Consider the following 17,255-nt stretch of genomic DNA (forward strand, 5'->3'; position numbering starts at 1 on the left):
AGGCGTGTCATCTGTCAGTTAATCGGGAGCACCGTTGATGGTCGTCATTTTTGTAACATATCTTGTTTCCCGTTTGCTCCTGAAGCTCTGGGAACTGTATGACCAGCCCGACGGTGATGATTAACGGGACTGAAACAGGTTACGGCAGAGCAATATGGGGCTCATGTCCTGCTACGTAACCCGTCAGTAAAGCCCTGCTGCGCACCTGACGCTAAGCACTAACCCGCCTGCAGTTACCTGGTCGAATACAGCCCGCGAAGCTTTCTTGCCTGCGTCTGATGTGCTTCCGCACCGGCATTATTGACCTGCTCATGCACGAGAGCGGCTTTTTCTCCGGCATTCAGTTCGTTAAAAGAAGAAGACGAGGTCTTTGAATTTGCATCACTGCCGGACAGCATTTTTTTATGTTCCTCAATCATTTTCTGATGCGCATAGGACGCGCTGTTGTTCATAAATGAATGAGCAACAATGGCCCTTTCATGTTCATTCATTTCAGAGAATGAGGGCGTGTTGTTTTTATTAACCCTGTCCGGTAAGTTTTCATGCGTCGAGGAGTTCACATGACTGACGGCTGAGGCATTATTAACAAATCGATGTGCTTCATGGGCAATATCACTGGACTGAGCAAAAGCTGCCCCACAAAATAAAGCTGTAAACGCAGTGGTCGTGATTAATATATTCATGTGTAATTACCTTCTGAGGTACATAAAAGATGTCCTTATGATCATATATAAAAAAATCAACCTGTGGGGAAGATGACGTAAATGTAATACAGCCACGTACATTACACGATTGTAATGAATTTGTTTCTTAAGGTGTGCTAGATTCATTTCATTGTAAGTGGATGAACCAGTAATTTAATTTAAATCGGTTCTCGAATTCTGTCAGTAACCATACTTTAAATAAGGGAATGCGCATGCTGTTGAAAACGTCTCGACGAACTTTCCTGAAGGGGTTAACCCTCTCTGGCGTAGCCGGAAGTCTTGGCGTATGGAGTTTCAATGCGCGTTCCAGTCTGAGCCTGCCAGTTGCCGCGTCCCTGCAGGGTACTCAGTTTGACCTGACCATTGGTGAAACGGCCGTCAATATCACGGGCAGTGAGCGTCAGGCCAAAACAATCAATGGAGGCCTGCCGGGGCCCGTTCTTCGCTGGAAAGAAGGTGACACCATTACCCTGAAGGTCAAAAACCGTCTTAATGAACAGACGTCCATTCACTGGCACGGCATTATTCTTCCGGCCAATATGGATGGTGTTCCGGGGCTGAGTTTTATGGGCATAGAGCCTGATGATACCTACGTTTACACCTTTAAGGTTAAGCAGAACGGGACTTACTGGTACCACAGCCATTCCGGTCTGCAGGAACAGGAGGGGGTATACGGTGCCATTATCATCGATGCCAGGGAGCCAGAACCGTTTGCTTACGATCGTGAGCATGTGGTCATGTTGTCTGACTGGACCGATGAAAATCCTCACAGCCTGCTGAAAAAATTAAAAAAACAGTCGGATTACTACAATTTCAATAAACCAACCGTTGGCTCTTTTTTCCGCGACGTGAATACCAGGGGGCTGTCAGCCACCATTGCCGATCGGAAAATGTGGGCTGAAATGAAAATGAATCCGACTGACCTCGCGGATGTCAGTGGCTACACCTACACCTATCTCATGAACGGGCAGGCCCCGCTGAAAAACTGGACCGGACTGTTCCGTCCCGGTGAAAAGATACGCTTACGGTTTATCAACGGCTCGGCAATGACCTATTTCGATATCCGTATCCCCGGGCTGAAAATGACGGTCGTGGCTGCAGATGGCCAGTATGTAAACCCGGTTACCGTTGACGAATTCAGGATTGCCGTTGCCGAAACCTATGATGTCATTGTGGAGCCTCAGGGTGAGGCCTATACCATCTTCGCACAATCCATGGACAGGACCGGTTACGCTCGAGGGACACTGGCCACGAGAGAGGGGTTAAGTGCTGCCGTTCCCCCCCTCGATCCCCGTCCTCTGTTGACCATGGAAGATATGGGTATGGGGGGAATGGGACATGATATGGCAGGAATGGACCACAGCCAGATGGGAGGCATGGATAACAGCGGAGAGATGATGTCTATGGACGGTGCTGACCTTCCGGATAGCGGGACATCCTCCGCGCCCATGGATCACAGCAGCATGGCCGGTATGGATCATTCCCGGATGGCCGGAATGCCGGGTATGCAAAGTCATCCTGCGTCAGAAACGGATAACCCACTGGTTGATATGCAGGCGATGAGCGTCTCTCCGAAATTAAATGATCCGGGTATTGGTCTTCGAAATAACGGAAGAAAGGTTCTCACGTACGCGGATTTGAAAAGCCGCTTTGAGGATCCTGACGGACGTGAACCTGGCCGTACCATAGAACTGCATTTAACCGGCCACATGGAAAAGTTTGCCTGGTCATTTAACGGAATCAAGTTTTCAGATGCCGCACCGGTGCTGCTGAAATACGGTGAGCGGCTCAGGATCACGCTGATCAACGATACCATGATGACTCACCCCATTCACCTGCATGGTATGTGGAGCGATCTGGAAGATGAAAACGGTAATTTCATGGTTCGTAAACACACAATAGATGTTCCCCCTGGTACAAAACGCAGTTACAGAGTGACAGCAGATGCGCTTGGCCGCTGGGCGTATCACTGCCATTTGCTCTATCACATGGAAATGGGAATGTTTCGTGAAGTCCGGGTGGAGGAATGATGCGAATGAAGAGAAATTTGAAGGCCATACCTGTTCTGGTCGCCGGTTTGTTTACCTCACAGCTTTCTATTGCGGCGGGCTCCGTCTCTGCAGATCCCCACGCCGGGCACGACATGTCTGCCATGCAGATGCCAGCAGATGAGAATTTCACTGAGATGACGTCAATGGAGCCCATTGTAACTGAGAGCAGAACGCCAATTCCGCCTGTTACCGATGCCGACCGGAAGGCTGCATTCGGCAATTTACAGGGGCATGCGATTCACGACAGTGCGATTAATTATCTGGTTCTGCTGGATCAACTGGAATGGCTACGGTCGGATAACACCAACAATTTCAGCTGGAGTGTTAACAGCTGGATTGGAGGCGACACAGATCGGATTTGGCTAAAGAGTGAAGGTGAACGAAGCAATGGGGAAACGGAGGCGGCTGAAGCGCAGTTACTCTGGGGACATGCGGTTGGCCCATGGTGGGATTTGGTTGCGGGTGTCAGGCAGGATTTCAGACCTGCTTCTGCCCGGACCTGGGCTGCTGTCGGTTTTCAGGGGCTGGCACTCTATAATTTTGAGTCTGAAATTACGGGTTTTGTCAGTAATGGCGGAAAAGCAGCCCTTCGTCTGGGAGGAGAATACGACGTTTTACTGACTAACCGGCTCATACTCCAGCCATCCTATGAGGTGAATTTCTACAGTCAGGATGATGAATCGCGGGGTCGCGGCAGGGGACTGACTGACACAGAGCTGGGGCTCCGGCTGCGCTATGAAATACGCCGTGAGTTTGCACCCTATATAGGCGTTTCCTGGAATCAACTTTACGGGAAAACATCCGATATGGCGAAAAGAGAAGGTGAGAAAGACCATCAGGTAGTATTCCTGGCGGGAGCCAGAATCTGGTTTTAACGCACTGATATAAAACACTCAACTAAACAGGTAAATAAAATGTCGATTTTAAATAAAGCCATTCTTACAGGTGGCCTCGTTATGGGCGTTGCTTTCTCTGCTATGGCCCATCCGGAATTAAAAAGCTCTGTGCCACAGGCTGATTCAGCCGTAGCGGCCCCGGAAAAGATTCAGCTTAATTTCTCGGAAAATCTGACCGTGAAATTCTCAGGTGCAAAATTAACGATGACGGGTATGAAAGGCATGTCATCACATTCTCCGATGCCGGTCGCGGCAAAAGTGGCGCCAGGCGCTGACCCTAAATCGATGGTCATTATTCCGCGAGAGCCTTTACCCGCTGGCACTTATCGTGTTGACTGGCGCGCGGTTTCTTCAGATACGCACCCTATTACCGGTAATTACACCTTTACAGTGAAGTAATATTATGAACGACCTGATTATGATTGTTATTCGTTTTCTTCTTTATCTGGATTTGATGGTAATATTTGGATTGCCATTTTTTCAGATATATGGAATAAGCGGTGTCAGACATGAAACCTATAACCTGACTAATTTCAGGTCGTTTATAACCTTTGCTGTTGTTACAGGCATCATTCTTACTGGCATTAATATGCTCCTGGTATCTAATGCCATGAGTGGAGTAACTGACCTCAGAGAATTATCCATCCATGTTATCGAGATGGTGATAGAAGAAACTGATGTGGGTATTAGCTGGATTGTCAGGCTCTGTGCCCTGTTTACCACACTCGGTGCTTTGTTCCTTTACACTAATAAGAGAGTATTGTCCTGCCTGCTGATGACGATGAGTGGGGGCGTGGCGCTGGCTACACTTGCCTGGGGAGGACACGCCGTTATGCATGACGGTCTGCATTACTATCTCCATTTACTGAGCGATCTGACCCATCTCGGCGCTGCAGGTGCCTGGACAGGTGCTCTGGTTGCATTTGCTATCCTGCTGATGCGCAGAAACGAGCATAATGCACAGAGCGTCATTGTGATATCTGACTCCCTGGCAAAATTTGCCACGGCAGGAACGGTGATTGTTGTAGCCCTGATCCTGAGTGCGCTGGTCAACTATCTGTATATTGCTGAGGGTAACTTAACTCCCTTATTCAACAGTTCCTGGGGGAGGATATTGCTTGCCAAGACGGCTCTGTTTGTTCTGATGCTTCTTCTGGCTGCAGCAAACCGGTTTCACCTGGGTCCCCGGCTTGAAGTTATGGTCAGGGAAGGGAATTATGATCGCAGCGTTGCCCTGATGCGAAACAGCATCCTGACAGAATTCGTTGTTGCGATTATCATTCTGGGCGCCGTAGCGTGGCTTGGAATGCTTGCTCCGTCTCAGATCAGCTAGGGGACAGCCAAAGCTCATGCGTGAGATTTTTACTTTCATATCAGCGAGTTGACCATGCAGCGTATTTTAATCGTTGAAGACGAACAAAAAACAGGTCGTTACCTGCAGCAGGGACTGGTTGAGGAAGGCTATCAGGCCGATCTCTTTAATAATGGCCGCGATGGTCTCGGGGCCGCGTCGAAGGGACAGTATGATTTGATAATACTGGACGTGATGCTGCCTTTCCTCGACGGGTGGCAAATCATCAGCGCACTGAGGGAGTCCGGGCACGAAGAACCGGTCCTGTTTTTAACCGCAAAGGACAACGTGCGGGACAAAGTGAAAGGACTGGAGCTTGGCGCAGATGACTACCTGATTAAGCCCTTTGATTTTACGGAGCTGGTTGCACGTGTAAGAACCCTACTGCGCCGGGCACGCTCGCAGGCCGCAACAGTCTGCACCATCGCCGATATGACCGTTGATATGGTGCGCCGGACCGTGATCCGTTCGGGGAAGAAGATCCATCTCACCGGTAAAGAATACGTTCTGCTTGAGTTGCTGCTGCAACGCACCGGAGAAGTGTTACCCAGGAGTCTTATCTCGTCCCTGGTCTGGAACATGAATTTTGACAGTGATACGAATGTGATTGATGTCGCCGTGAGACGTCTGAGAAGTAAAATTGATGATGACTTTGAGCCAAAACTGATCCATACCGTTCGCGGTGCCGGATATGTCCTGGAGATCAGAGAAGAGTGAGGTTCAAAATTTCCCTGACCACACGCCTGAGCCTGATTTTTTCTGCGGTGATGCTTACGGTATGGTGGTTATCAAGTTTTATCCTGATTAGCACCCTGAATGGCTATTTCGATAATCAGGACCGCGATTTTCTGACAGGTAAACTTCAGCTCACCGAAGAGTTTCTTAAAACAGAGACGTTCCGGAACAAAACGGATATTAAGTCATTATCAGAAAAAATAAACGATGCGATGGTAGGGCACAATGGTTTATTCATTTCTATAAAAAACATGGAAAATGAAAAAATTGTTGAACTCTATGCCAAAAATTCTGTTGTTCCAGCGGTCCTGCTTAATAAGTCGGGTGATATTCTCGACTATATGATCCAGACGGAAGAAAATAACACCGTGTACCGCAGTATCTCGCGGCGGGTTGCCGTGACGCCGGAACAGGGTAAAAGCAAACATGTCATCATTACGGTTGCCACGGATACTGGGTATCACACCCTGTTTATGGACAAACTCAGTACCTGGCTGTTCTGGTTCAATATCGGTCTGGTCTTTATTTCTGTTTTTCTGGGCTGGCTGACCACACGTATTGGTCTGAAACCGTTACGGGAAATGACCAGTCTGGCTTCCTCCATGACTGTACACAGCCTGGATCAGCGTCTAAATCCCGATCTGGCTCCGCCGGAAATCTCTGAGACCATGCAGGAGTTCAATAATATGTTTGATCGCCTGGAGGGGGCATTCCGGAAACTGTCAGATTTCTCGTCTGACATCGCGCATGAGCTGCGCACACCAGTCAGTAATCTGATGATGCAGACGCAGTTTGCACTGGCTAAGGAAAGGGATGTTTCGCATTACCGCGAAATTTTATTCGCTAACCTGGAAGAACTGAAAAGGTTGTCACGAATGACCAGTGACATGCTTTTTCTGGCACGTTCAGAGCATGGTCTGCTGCGGCTGGATAAACATGATGTGGATCTGGCAGCCGAACTGAATGAATTACGTGAGTTGTTCGAGCCCCTGGCAGACGAAACAGGAAAGACAATCACGGTTGAAGGAGAGGGCGTTGTTGCCGGAGACAGCGATATGCTCCGACGTGCTTTCAGTAACCTGCTTTCCAATGCAATCAAGTATTCTCCCGATAACACCTGTACAGCGATACACATTGAGCGTGACAGTGACTGTGTGAACGTGATGATTACGAATACGATGTCCGGCCAGGTTCCCGCTAATCTGGAACGTTTGTTTGACCGGTTCTATCGCGCAGACTCATCAAGGTTCTACAACACGGAAGGCGCGGGGCTGGGATTATCAATTACAAGATCGATCATTCATGCTCACGGCGGCGAGCTGTCAGCAGAACAGCAGGGGCGGGAAATTGTGTTCAGTGTGCGTCTGTTAATGGATTAATACCGTTATTCAGGAGAAACCCGGAAGGTGACAAAAATGTCATCGTTCAGTCACGCGATAAACAGAGGCGGTTTTTTATAATCAGCCATAAATCAGGACAGCGTGATAATTCAATCGCCCGGTTCCTGGCGTGATGATCAACCAGCCCTGAGATCAAATGCTTTCTCTGTTATAAGCATTGATTGTTCGGGTATGAAAACACCGGAGACCCAACCATGAAAAAGATCCTTGTATCCTTTATTGCCATGATGGCTGTCGCTTCATCTGCCTGGGCTGCAGAGACAATGAACATGCATGACCAGGTAAATAATGCCCAGGCGCCTGCCCATCAGATGCAATCATCCGCTGAAAAAAGTGCAGTTCAGGGGGAGAGCATGAAAATGATGGATATGAGCGGTCACGATCAGGCCGCAATGTCCCATGAAATGATGCAAAACGGCAATTCTGCTGCCCATCAGGACATGGCTGAAATGCATAAAAAAATGATGAAATCCAAACCTGAGAACACCCAAGAAACTGCTAAGCCATTTTCCGAAATGAACGAGCATGAGAAAGCCGCTGTTGTGCATGAGAAGGCGAATAATGGTCTATCTTCCGTTATTCATCAGCAGCAGGCTGAAAAGCATCGCAGCCAGATCACCCAGAATTAACCCGCAGCTCCACTTGTCAGACCCTCATTTGACGCCGAAGTCACTGGCTTACGCTCCCGTCCGGGAGCGTTTTTTTCCCATATATCAAACTTTAACTCTGAAGAGGTGGAAGTATCTGACCAACACTGTCACGTAACGCCAGATAACTGTAAGCGTCGTCTCAGCACCGTCTGGCAGATCCTGATATTCCTGAGAGGATAGTGGACACCAAATATGGTGGACGCTATCCATGAAATCATTAACCGCAGTGCGTAAAAAAAGCCCTAATTATCCCGTTGAGTTCAAAATCAAAATGGTTGAACTCTCGCATCGACCAGAGATCTCCGTAGCGCAACTCGCTCGTGAGCATGGGGTCAACGATAATTTGCTGTTCAAGTGGCGTCAGTACTGGCGCGAAGGAAAACTACGTCCTCCTTCAACAACAGTAAGCGTCGTCTCAGCACCGTCTGGCAGATCCTGATATTCCTGAGAGGATAGTGGACACCAAATATGGTGGACGCTATCCATGAAATCATTAACCGCAGTGCGTAAAAAAAGCCCTAATTATCCCGTTGAGTTCAAAATCAAAATGGTTGAACTCTCGCATCGACCAGAGATCTCCGTAGCGCAACTCGCTCGTGAGCATGGGGTCAACGATAATTTGCTGTTCAAGTGGCGCCAGTACTGGCGCGAAGGAAAACTACGTCCTCCTTCAACAACAGAAAACAACGTGCCTGAGCTGCTCCCGATAACACTTGATACCGAAGATGTTGTTCCTGCAACCTCCCCCCGGTCACAACCTGTAGCTGCTGCGGCACCTGAATCACTCAATATCAGCTGTGAAGTGACGTTCCGGCACGGATCACTCCGTCTGAATGGTGCCATCAGCGAAAATATCCTGAACCTGCTGATACGGGAGCTCAAACGTTGATCCCATTACCATCAGGGACAAAGATCTGGCTGGTCGCTGGCATCACCGATATGAGAAACGGCTTCAACGGCCTGGCGGCAAAGGTGCAGACGACGCTGAAAGACGATCCGATGTCAGGTCACGTTTTTATCTTCCGTGGGCGTAATGGCAGTCAGGTAAAGCTCCTCTGGTCTACCGGCGATGGACTGTGTCTGCTGACCAAACGGCTGGAGCGCGGCCGCTTCGCCTGGCCGTCAGCCCGGGATGGCAAAGTGTTCCTCACACCGGCACAGCTGGCGATGCTCCTTGAAGGTATCGACTGGCGGCAGCCTAAAAGACTGCTTACGTCACTGACTATGTTGTAGGCCTCTTTGTCCTGGTCGACGCTGAATGAGCCTGGTAATATACCCGGTATGAACAGCTTACTTCCTGACGATATCGATGAACTGAAACGTCTCCTTGCCGAACAGGAGGCGCTGAACCGTGCCCTTCTGGAAAAGCTGAACGAGCGTGAACGCGAAATAGATCACCTGCAGGCGCAACTGGATAAGCTGCGCCGGATGAACTTCGGCAGCCGCTCCGAAAAAGTCTCCCGCCGTATCGCGCAGATGGAAGCCGACCTTAAGCAGTTGCAGAAAGAAAGCGATACCCTTACCGGCCGGGTGGATGACCCGGCCGTGCAGCGCCCGCTGCGGCAGACCCGTACCCGCAAACCGTTCCCTGAATCATTTCCCCGTGACGAAAAACGGCTGCTGCCGGCAGCGTCATGCTGCCCGGAATGTGGTGGTGCGCTGAGTTACCTGGGTGAAGATGCCGCCGAACAGCTGGAGCTGATGCGCAGCGCCTTCCGGGTTATCCGGACAGTACGTGAAAAGCATGCCTGTACTCAGTGCGATGCCATCGTGCAGGCCCCCGCGCCTTCACGGCCCATCGAGCGGGGTATCGCAGGACCGGGGCTGCTGGCCCGCGTGCTGAGTTCAAAGTATGCAGAGCACACCCCGCTGTACCGCCAGTCTGAAATATACGGCCGCCAGGGTGTGGAGCTGAGCCGCTCACTGCTGTCGGGCTGGGTGGATGCGTGTTGCCGGCTACTGTCACCGCTGGAAGGGGCGCTTCAGGACTATGTGCTGACTGACGGTAAGCTCCATGCTGATGACACGCCTGTCCCGGTGCTGTTGCCAGGTAATAAGAAAACGAAGACCGGGCGGTTGTGGACGTACGTTCGTGACGACCGTAACGCCGGGTCAGAGCTGGCGCCGGCAGTGTGGTTCGCTTACAGCCCGGACAGAAAAGGTATCCACCCGCAGAGCCATCTCGCTGGCTTCAGCGGTGTTCTGCAGGCGGATGCGTACGCCGGGTTCAACGAACTGTACCGCAATGGACAGATAACGGAAGCTGCCTGCTGGGCTCATGCCCGCCGCAGGATCCACGATGTGCACGTTCGCACCCCGTCAGCGCTGACGGAGGAAGCCCTGAAACGGATCGGTGAGTTATATGCCATCGAGGCGGAAATAAGGGGGATGCCGGCGAAGCGACGCCTTGCAGAACGTCAGCAAAAAGCTAAACCGCGGCTGAAATCCCTGGAAAGCTGGCTGCGTGAAAAGGTGAAAACGCTGTCGCGACACTCAGAACTGGCGAAAGCGTTCACGTACGTACTGAACCAGTGGCCGGCGCTGGCTTACTATACTGACGACGGCTGGGCCGAGGCAGATAACAACATAGCTGAGAATGCGCTACGGATGGTCAGCCTGGGCCGCAAAAACTACCTGTTCTTCGGTTCGGATCATGGAGGAGAGCGGGGAGCGCTGCTGTACAGCCTGATCGGGACATGCAAACTGAACGGAGTGGAGCCAGAAAGCTACCTCCGTTATGTCCTTGACGTCATTGCTGACTGGCCGATAAACCGGGTCAGCGAACTACTCCCCTGGCGCGTAGCACTGCCAACTGAATAACACATCCCCGTCAATACGGTTCTCGCTGCACGCTTACAGTAATTCGGGGAGCTAAAATCGCTCAGAAAAGTACCGGGTAAGATAAGTAATGCACGTTTTAATTCTCCCGCTGGTAGACGGACGCTGAGGATACACAGCCCAGATATCCGCTTCCTGATACCATTGAGGGAGGATATGAATGAGCTTGCCATTTTCGATATACTTCTCCACATCCCAGGTAGAACGTAATACAATTCCGTGGTTCAGTAATGCCCAGGTCAGCACAACACTGCCGCTGTTTGACGTATGAAACGTATTCAGACGGCAGGTAAATTCCTGTTGTCCATCCGTCAACACCCAGTTTCCAAGAACAGCATTACGCTCCTGGAGCATCAGACAATGATGATCAACAAGCTCATCAATTGATGATGGCATACCAGCCTGATGAAGGTAATCCGGGGAGGCACACAAAATACGACGGTTTGTGGCGAGTTTTTTCGCTATATAAATTTCTTTAAAATCATTCCCGACGTGTATCTCAATATCTATCCCTTCTTCAACCAGATCAACATCGCGATCGCTGAGCAGTAATTTTACTTTAAGCCCTGGATACGACCGTATCAGCCCTGACAGCGCCCCGGCAACATACTCGTTTCCAAAACCGAAAGAGCAACTGATGGTGATATTGCCGCTGAGCATATCATCCGGCTCTGTAATGCTGCTGACGTAATCACCCATCTGCTCAACCAGCTGTATCGCTCCGGAGAGGGCATTTTCACCGTCAACGGTCAGACGTACCATCCGGTTATTGCGAAAAAATAAGCGGGTATTCAGGTTTTTTTCAAGCAGTGCGATCCGTTTACTGATATAGGAAGCCGATTGCCCAAGCTCAAGCGCTGCCCGGGAGAAACTACCGTTTCGGGCAACGGTGATAAACACTTGTAAATCTTCAACAGAAGGCCAGCCTTCATGAGGCTGGCGGTAATATTTACCAACAATATTTTTTTTCATAATCAGTCAGAAAATTCAGGAGTACAGGAGCGTTATAGCACTGTTCCGAGAAAAGACTGAACACGGTGAAGAAAAATTTCCGGGATCTCTTCATGAGGAGAATGCCCGCAGGGAAGCGCTTCTCCCCTGATATCTTTTGCCTTTCCGGACCAGGTCTCAACAACATCATATAACTGACCTACTGTGCCTTTTGCCCCCCACAGTAAAAGCAGCGGACACTCGATACGCTTGTGTCGATCCTGTTGATCATCATCCAGATCTATGGAAGCCGAAGCCCGATAATCCTCACAGACTGAGTGAATCATATCCGGATTCTGGTAGCACCTCAGATAGTCATTAAATGCCTTATCTTCAGTAGCCCCTGGGGTCTTGAGCTGACCTCCGATATGTTTTCGCAAGAAAAACTCCGGGTCATGCGCAATCATTTTTTCCGGCAATGGCTCCGGCTGGATCAAAAAAAACCACCAGAAATAACGAGTGGCAAAAGCTTTATCGGTCCGTGCATACATGGTGGCAGTGGGGGCGATATCAATGAAAGTACAGCTTGTAACCCGGTGGGGATAATCAAGAGCAAGCCTGTGCCCCACCCGCCCCCCCCCGATCATGACCAATAAAGGAAAAAGTCTGGATCTGGAGTGCATTCATTAGCATGACAATGTCATTTGCCATGACACGTTTTGAATACGGGCGGTGTGTCTCATCGCTGGCGGGTTTTGAACTGTCACCATATCCGCGCAGGTCGGGAAGGATAACCGTATAATATTTTGCCAGTTCCGGCGCAACCTTACGCCAGGTAACATGGTTTTGCGGGTGCCCATGCAGCATCACCAGAGGAGCTCCGCTGCCCCCTATCGCAACCCGGAGCATGATACCATTTTCCAGGACAACATCCCTGAGTTCAAAGCCAGGAATGAAAGGGGATGCACCACGTTCATAGATTGTATTCATGACCTTGTCCTTATACCAGCATAGCCGCAGCATCTGTATATCCTGCATCCCGAACGACATTGTGCAGTACCCCGATATGCTCAATTTCCACTTCCACAACATCACCATCATGCAGAAAAAGTGGCGGCGTACGTTTCTTCCCGACCCCACCGGGAGATCCGGTAAGAATGACATCACCGGCAGAAAGAACGGTAAATGTGCTGATATAAGCAATGAGAAATGCGATGCTGTGTATCATATTCGCCGTGGAGTCCCGCTGAACTTCGCGACCATTTAATCGGGTAACAAGCTGTATATTTTGTGGTTCCGGGATTTCATCTGCCGTAACAAGCCAAGGACCAAAAGCCCCCGTTGATGGCCAGTTTTTCCCTGCTGTATACCAGGTGTGCTGCCAGTCTCTTACAGAACCATCCATATAGCAGCTGTATCCGGCCACGAAGCTTAAAGCCTGTTCTTCAGAAACATGTGAACAACGCCGACCTATCACAACAGCAAGTTCGCCTTCATAATCAAACTCACAAGTGTTATTGGGTTTGAGCAATACCGAATTATGACCGACCTGAGTATCCGGAAAACGAATAAATAAGGTGGGTGCCGGATTTATTTCATTAAATTCCTTTCGCTTTTCCGCGTAGTTCATACCTGCGCAAATAATTTTCCCAGGCTCATCAATGACGGGAAGAAACGGTATAGCCTGAATATCGTGATCCGGATTGTCATACCGAAATGTTGCGGCTTCCGGCAGGGCATTATTTTCCAGCAAGGATTTGAGGGTCGGATATCTGTCCCCCAGTCTCAGAAAGAGATCAATAATACCGGTATTCTCCTTGATGATGCCGTAACGTCTGCGGTTATGAATACTGTACTGAACGAGTTTCATTATTTATCTCCTGTTATCAGTCCGTTACCGGTTGTGGTTTCAGCCAGGGGGAGCGGGAAAAATACTGTTTTTCAAACCGCGTTATGTCCTGCTGATATTTTAACGTCCAGCCAATAGCATCCCCTCCAGCAGATAACATCTCACGAACCATCTGACTGACATGGAAAGGAAATACACCATTTTGTGTGATGATCTCCCCGTCCGTGAGAGAAACGGTGATACGGTTCATTTCAGGATCGTTTGCAATCCGGCTTAACTGTTTTACTGAAGCATCGTCCAGGGAGAGGGTCAGTATGCCGTTACGCTGGCAGTTATCATTAAAAATACCGGCAAAAGTAGAGCCGATCAGCGCCCGGATACCGAGCTGTTTCAGACCCCATACAGCATGCTCCCGGCTGGAACCGCATCCAAAATTTGGACCTGTCAGCAAAAAAGAAGCATTCTGCCAGCCAGGCCTGTTTAAGATGAAGTCCTCATTCAGTTGCCCGTCCGGGGTAAAACGGAGATCAAAAAACACGCCTTTATCCAGACCGGCACGATCAATTCCCTTAAGGAATTGCTTTGGCATAATGACATCGGTATCAATATTCGCGTCAGGCATGGGAGCAATGACACCTGTAATCTGATTAAACTCGTCCATTTTCTTCTCCGGAATCAAGCAAAAGGCGTACATCTTCAAGGTGTCCGGCAACGGCAGCTGCTGCGACCATGGCGGGGCTCATCAGATGTGTTCTGGCACCTGCCCCTTGTCTGCCGGGAAAATTGCGGTTAGTACTGGATGCACAGCGCTCCCCCGGTAGAAGTACATCCTCATTCATGGCCAGACACATTGAACAGCCGGACTGCCGCCATTCAAATCCTGCATCAATGAATATTCTCGCCAGCCCTTCGTTTTCTGCCTGCTTCCGGACCTGCGTGGAACCGGGAACAATAATGCCTCTTACGTGGGGCGCAATTTTTCTGCCTGCCAGCACACGGGCTGCGGCTCTGAGATCTTCAATCCTTCCATTCGTACAGGAGCCAATAAATGCATGGGAGATCCGGATATCGCGAAATGGTGTACCGGGTGCAAGCTCCATATACTGCAGAGCCTTCTTTATAGCCTGCTGCTTTAAGGGGTCCGGTTCTTTTCCGGGAAAAGGAACTGAACCGCCAATTGAACCGGTCTGGTCGGGGCTTATTCCCCAGGTCACTTTGGGTTCAATTTCCCGGCAGTCAATTTCCACTGTTTTGTCAAATACCGCATCAGGATCGCTGTACAGGGTTGACCACCGGGCTAATGCCTGGTCCCATAACTCGCCATTCGGTATCTGAGGTTTCCCCTGAATGTAATCAAACACTTTCCGATCCGGGGCAATAATTGCGCCACGGGCGCCTGCTTCCACAGCCATATTACATAGGGTCATGCGTCCTTCCATACTGAGGGAACGGATTGCTTCACCCTGAAATTCTATGGCATACCCTGTAGCACCAGATGCACCGGTTTTTTCAAGCAGCTGTAGAATGATATCTTTGGCTGAGCAGGCCCAGGGTAATGTATTGCTAACCATGACCTTCATATTCTTTAGTCGACGATATATGAGCGTCTGCGTCGCCAGAAGATGTTCTATTTCCGATGTACCAATGCCAAATCCAAGCGCGCCAAACGCACCATATGTCGTGGTATGACTGTCACCTGCGGCAATAACCATACCAGGCATAATCAATCCCTGTTCATGCGCTACGACGTGTTCAATTCCCTGACGCGGATCCATCACATCGAATAGCTCAATTCCAAAGTCCCGGGCATTCCTGCGAAAATAATCCACCTGCAGTTGTCCGCCGGGATCGGTCATGGACGCATCCCTGTCTGGTCTGGTGGGATTAACGTGATCGATATTAAGCAGAAAAGCCTCCGGATGGCGTACCGTACGATGATGCTCCCGTATGCCACTGAAAGCCTGCGGGCTTGTATATTCATTAAGGATAGAACGGTCTATATAAAGAAGGACATGCCCTTCTTTATCAAGTTCCCGCACTGTATGTGTTTCAATCAGTTTTTCGTAAAGTGTTTTGGCTAACATTGACTTATCCAGAGTAACTAATGCTACAGGCTCAGGGGTGATAAATACGTCGCTTTTGTATCATGCCATAAATCTGGCAATACATTATTTCTATAAAGAAAAGTACTGCATTACAGAGTGTGTATTGAACTAAATAATTTCGGAAAGACTGTTTTTCTCGGCTGCTTTTTGATACTCGTATTTCGCTGATATCACCCGTGTGATCATAAGCCCAATGCCCAGCATAACAAGACAGGATATCGCCAGACCGCCCCACCCTTGTATGGCGAACAACCAGCCATTGACATACCCCATTACCGCACCACCGGAATAATAAGAGAGTAAATAAAAAGAGGTGGCCTGTCCTTTTGCACTGGATGTTCTGGCACTGACCCAGGCAAGAATGATTGAATGTGATGAGAAGAATGCAGCTGAAAGGAGCACCACGCCAGATATAAATAACCAGACAGACTCAGCAATAAATGTAATAAACACCCCAACCATCATAAAACTAATTAAAAAACTTAAAACATTCATTGATCCATATCGGATTGCCTGACGAGCAGCATAAGGTGCAATGAAAAAAGTAAGGGAAAAACTCAGTGGTATTAGCCCAATCCATGTATAGTCGAGGTTGTACGGAGCATTGTGTAAATTAAAAGCTAAAAAATTAAAGATGGACGTAAATGAACCGAACAGAATAAAACCTGTTATGAAACATAACGAAACTTTAATGTTTCTGATATGGTTCAGTCCCCCCCGGAAGACAACCGATAACTGTAGTGATGAGGATGCTTTAAAATTTCTCGATGCCGGTAACAGGAATTTCACCGCAAGAGCAATAATAATCAGGACACAACCAAAAAGAGAAAATATAACTTCAACAGAAAAATGCTCCATCATCTGGGTCGCAATAACCCTCCCTGACATACTTCCCAGAGAATTGCCAAAGATAAAATAACTGGTGATGATCCCGGCCATACCCGGAGAGACCTCTTCACTGATATATACCGTAATTGCTGCAGTAACACCGCTGACCGCAATACCCAGCAGTGCCCGGAAGATAACTAAAACCTGCCATGATGGTGCCAGCGCGCACAGTAACGTCAAAACACCTCCGGCAAAAAGGGATGCAAATATTACAGGTTTGCGACCAAAGCGATCCGATAACGAACCGCTGAACAACATGGCAAATGCCAGGAACCCTACTTCGGCAGATAATATCATGCCAACCTGATTCAGCGGAATATGATAAACCTCACTCAGTTTTGGTAGCAGCGCCTGAATAGAGTACAGTGATGCAAGTTCAGCCAGTCCGGCAAGTGGCAGAATAAACAACATTGGAAAATAACTGCCACTTCCGTCTTTTATTATATTCCCCATTACTATCTCCAGTATTTATTTCCTGACACAACCTCAGGTCAGGATTCAGCATCTAAGGTAGTGAATAAAAAAATTATGTAGGGTGATAGCCATCACGCTTTAGCCTTAGCAATATTTCACAAATGTGTTTTACTAATTTCCAATAAGACATCTTGATGCACTAAAAAAATTTACCCAGCCCAATTTAAACTATCCTAGAAGGGATTATCAGAGTGTCTCAACTGATAATTTCTGAAGGTAAAAATATGACAGACAGCAGATGGCGGATAGACTGGCCCCGGCTTTGTTGAATAAATCAGATTTCGGGTAAGTCTCCCCCGTAGCGGGTTGTGTTTTCAGGCAATACGCACGCTTTCAGGCATACCTGCTTTCGTCATTTTGTTCAGCGCTCGTACCAGGGCCATA

Annotated in this window: 18 protein-coding genes and 1 pseudogene; 11 read left to right on the forward strand and 8 right to left on the reverse strand. The window is 49.0% G+C overall.

What is annotated here, in order from left to right; genetic code table 11:
• Nucleotides 1–233: 233 nt before the first annotated feature.
• Nucleotides 234–683 (reverse strand): copper resistance protein, encoded by a 450-nt coding sequence (locus MKR05_RS25760; protein ID WP_001023257.1) that lies wholly within the window; start codon nucleotides 681–683, stop codon nucleotides 234–236.
• Nucleotides 684–916: 233 nt separating this feature from the next.
• Here MKR05_RS25760 and pcoA point away from each other — a divergent pair, with 233 nt between their 5' ends.
• The 11 genes from pcoA to MKR05_RS25815 all read left to right on the forward strand — a co-directional run bounded on the left by pcoA (nucleotide 917) and on the right by MKR05_RS25815 (nucleotide 10,607).
• Nucleotides 917–2,734, forward strand: coding sequence for a multicopper oxidase PcoA (pcoA, locus tag MKR05_RS25765; protein ID WP_000925242.1), 1,818 nt, complete (start codon nucleotides 917–919; stop codon nucleotides 2,732–2,734).
• Nucleotides 2,735–2,739: 5 nt separating this feature from the next.
• A complete protein-coding gene (gene pcoB, locus MKR05_RS25770) occupies nucleotides 2,740–3,630 on the forward strand; it encodes a copper resistance outer membrane transporter PcoB (protein WP_170916456.1) in 891 nt (296 codons plus the stop codon).
• Between the two features lie 39 nt (nucleotides 3,631–3,669).
• Nucleotides 3,670–4,050, forward strand: a complete 381-nt coding sequence (gene pcoC / locus MKR05_RS25775) for a copper resistance system metallochaperone PcoC (RefSeq protein WP_000025662.1) — start codon at nucleotides 3,670–3,672, stop codon at nucleotides 4,048–4,050.
• 55 nt (nucleotides 4,051–4,105) lie between these two features.
• Nucleotides 4,106–4,984, forward strand: coding sequence for a copper resistance inner membrane protein PcoD (pcoD, locus tag MKR05_RS25780; protein WP_080821469.1), 879 nt, complete (start codon nucleotides 4,106–4,108; stop codon nucleotides 4,982–4,984).
• A gap of 54 nt (nucleotides 4,985–5,038) precedes the next feature.
• Nucleotides 5,039–5,719 (forward strand): copper response regulator transcription factor PcoR, encoded by a 681-nt coding sequence (gene pcoR, locus MKR05_RS25785; protein ID WP_001188930.1) that lies wholly within the window; start codon nucleotides 5,039–5,041, stop codon nucleotides 5,717–5,719.
• Nucleotides 5,716–7,116 carry a copper resistance membrane spanning protein PcoS gene (gene pcoS, locus MKR05_RS25790; protein WP_004152084.1) on the forward strand — a complete coding sequence of 467 codons (1,401 nt, stop codon included), beginning with the start codon at nucleotides 5,716–5,718 and terminating at the stop codon, nucleotides 7,114–7,116. The genes pcoR and pcoS overlap by 4 nt, the downstream gene beginning before the upstream one ends.
• 215 nt (nucleotides 7,117–7,331) lie before the next feature.
• A complete protein-coding gene (locus MKR05_RS25795; protein WP_016151366.1) occupies nucleotides 7,332–7,766 on the forward strand; it encodes a hypothetical protein in 435 nt (144 codons plus the stop codon).
• Between the two features lie 229 nt (nucleotides 7,767–7,995).
• The gene (locus MKR05_RS25800) at nucleotides 7,996–8,226 is read left to right on the forward strand and encodes a transposase (protein WP_071838905.1); all 231 of its coding nucleotides are present in this window, start codon (nucleotides 7,996–7,998) and stop codon (nucleotides 8,224–8,226) included.
• 45 nt (nucleotides 8,227–8,271) lie between these two features.
• Nucleotides 8,272–8,676, forward strand: coding sequence for an IS66-like element accessory protein TnpA (gene tnpA / locus MKR05_RS25805; RefSeq protein WP_023287227.1), 405 nt, complete (start codon nucleotides 8,272–8,274; stop codon nucleotides 8,674–8,676).
• Complete coding sequence (gene tnpB / locus MKR05_RS25810; RefSeq protein WP_000612626.1) at nucleotides 8,673–9,020, forward strand: IS66 family insertion sequence element accessory protein TnpB; 348 nt, start codon at nucleotides 8,673–8,675, stop codon at nucleotides 9,018–9,020. Before tnpA ends, tnpB begins: the two co-directional genes overlap by 4 nt.
• 48 nt (nucleotides 9,021–9,068) lie before the next feature.
• Complete coding sequence (locus MKR05_RS25815; protein ID WP_023287226.1) at nucleotides 9,069–10,607, forward strand: IS66-like element ISKpn24 family transposase; 1,539 nt, start codon at nucleotides 9,069–9,071, stop codon at nucleotides 10,605–10,607.
• Between the two features lie 51 nt (nucleotides 10,608–10,658).
• Here MKR05_RS25815 and MKR05_RS25820 read toward each other — a convergent pair whose 3' ends face one another.
• The 7 genes and pseudogenes from MKR05_RS25820 to MKR05_RS25850 all read right to left on the reverse strand — a co-directional run.
• Complete coding sequence (locus MKR05_RS25820) at nucleotides 10,659–11,597, reverse strand: LysR family transcriptional regulator (protein WP_023287225.1); 939 nt, start codon at nucleotides 11,595–11,597, stop codon at nucleotides 10,659–10,661.
• 32 nt (nucleotides 11,598–11,629) lie between these two features.
• Nucleotides 11,630–12,545, reverse strand: a pseudogene (locus MKR05_RS25825) (alpha/beta fold hydrolase).
• 10 nt (nucleotides 12,546–12,555) lie between these two features.
• Entirely contained in the window at nucleotides 12,556–13,425 is an 870-nt protein-coding gene (locus tag MKR05_RS25830; protein ID WP_023287223.1) for a fumarylacetoacetate hydrolase family protein, read from the reverse strand.
• 16 nt (nucleotides 13,426–13,441) lie between these two features.
• The gene (gene leuD, locus MKR05_RS25835; protein WP_023287222.1) at nucleotides 13,442–14,065 is read right to left on the reverse strand and encodes a 3-isopropylmalate dehydratase small subunit; all 624 of its coding nucleotides are present in this window, start codon (nucleotides 14,063–14,065) and stop codon (nucleotides 13,442–13,444) included.
• Nucleotides 14,052–15,488 carry a 3-isopropylmalate dehydratase large subunit gene (gene leuC, locus MKR05_RS25840; protein WP_023288222.1) on the reverse strand — a complete coding sequence of 479 codons (1,437 nt, stop codon included), beginning with the start codon at nucleotides 15,486–15,488 and terminating at the stop codon, nucleotides 14,052–14,054. Before leuC ends, leuD begins: the two co-directional genes overlap by 14 nt.
• A 129-nt stretch (nucleotides 15,489–15,617) precedes the next feature.
• Nucleotides 15,618–16,850, reverse strand: a complete 1,233-nt coding sequence (locus tag MKR05_RS25845; protein WP_023288221.1) for an MFS transporter — start codon at nucleotides 16,848–16,850, stop codon at nucleotides 15,618–15,620.
• Between the two features lie 335 nt (nucleotides 16,851–17,185).
• Nucleotides 17,186–17,255 (reverse strand): hypothetical protein (locus MKR05_RS25850; RefSeq protein ID WP_223349232.1); only part of this gene is annotated, 70 nt, incomplete at its 5' end.

Origin of the sequence: Klebsiella sp. K5-204, from assembly GCF_030128585.1 — a bacterium.
GTDB lineage: Bacteria > Pseudomonadota > Gammaproteobacteria > Enterobacterales > Enterobacteriaceae > Klebsiella > Klebsiella quasipneumoniae.